The following is a 388-nucleotide window of genomic DNA, read 5'->3' as shown; positions in this document are numbered from 1 at the left end:
CCATCCTTTTATCTAACAGTGTAAGTCTATGCTTTACAGGTTTATAGATTCATGATATCATCTAACACTGTAAGACACAACCTTACACTGTTAAGCAGAAGGTCAAAATAAAGAAGAAAGTGGGGATCCATCATGGATGCAGAAAACCTTTATTACTTTGAAAAAGCACCGGTCACAAAAGCCGTAGCTCACTTCGCTATACCGATGATGCTAGGTACATCAATGAATGTCATCTATTCGATATTAAATGCCTATTTCCTTGGTACGCTCCACAATACCGCCATGTTAACTGCACTCGCACTAACCTTGCCGTTATTCGCCATTATTATGGCACTAGGCAACTTGATTGGCATGGGCAGCGGTACATTCATCTCCCGTTTACTTGGAG

1 pseudogene is annotated in these 388 nt (G+C 41.0%); it reads left to right on the top strand.

Features of this window, described 5'->3' with window-relative positions:
• Positions 1-132: 132 nt before the first annotated feature.
• Positions 133-388 (top strand): annotated as a pseudogene (locus RYX56_RS21380) (MATE family efflux transporter); the annotation flags it as partial.

It is taken from the genome of Alkalihalophilus lindianensis, from assembly GCF_032843265.1.
GTDB classification, from domain to species: Bacteria; Bacillota; Bacilli; order Bacillales; family Bacillaceae_D; genus Alkalihalophilus; species Alkalihalophilus lindianensis.
The sequence above is the reverse complement of the archived record's forward strand: the minus strand, read 5'-3'. Positions and strand labels throughout refer to the sequence as shown.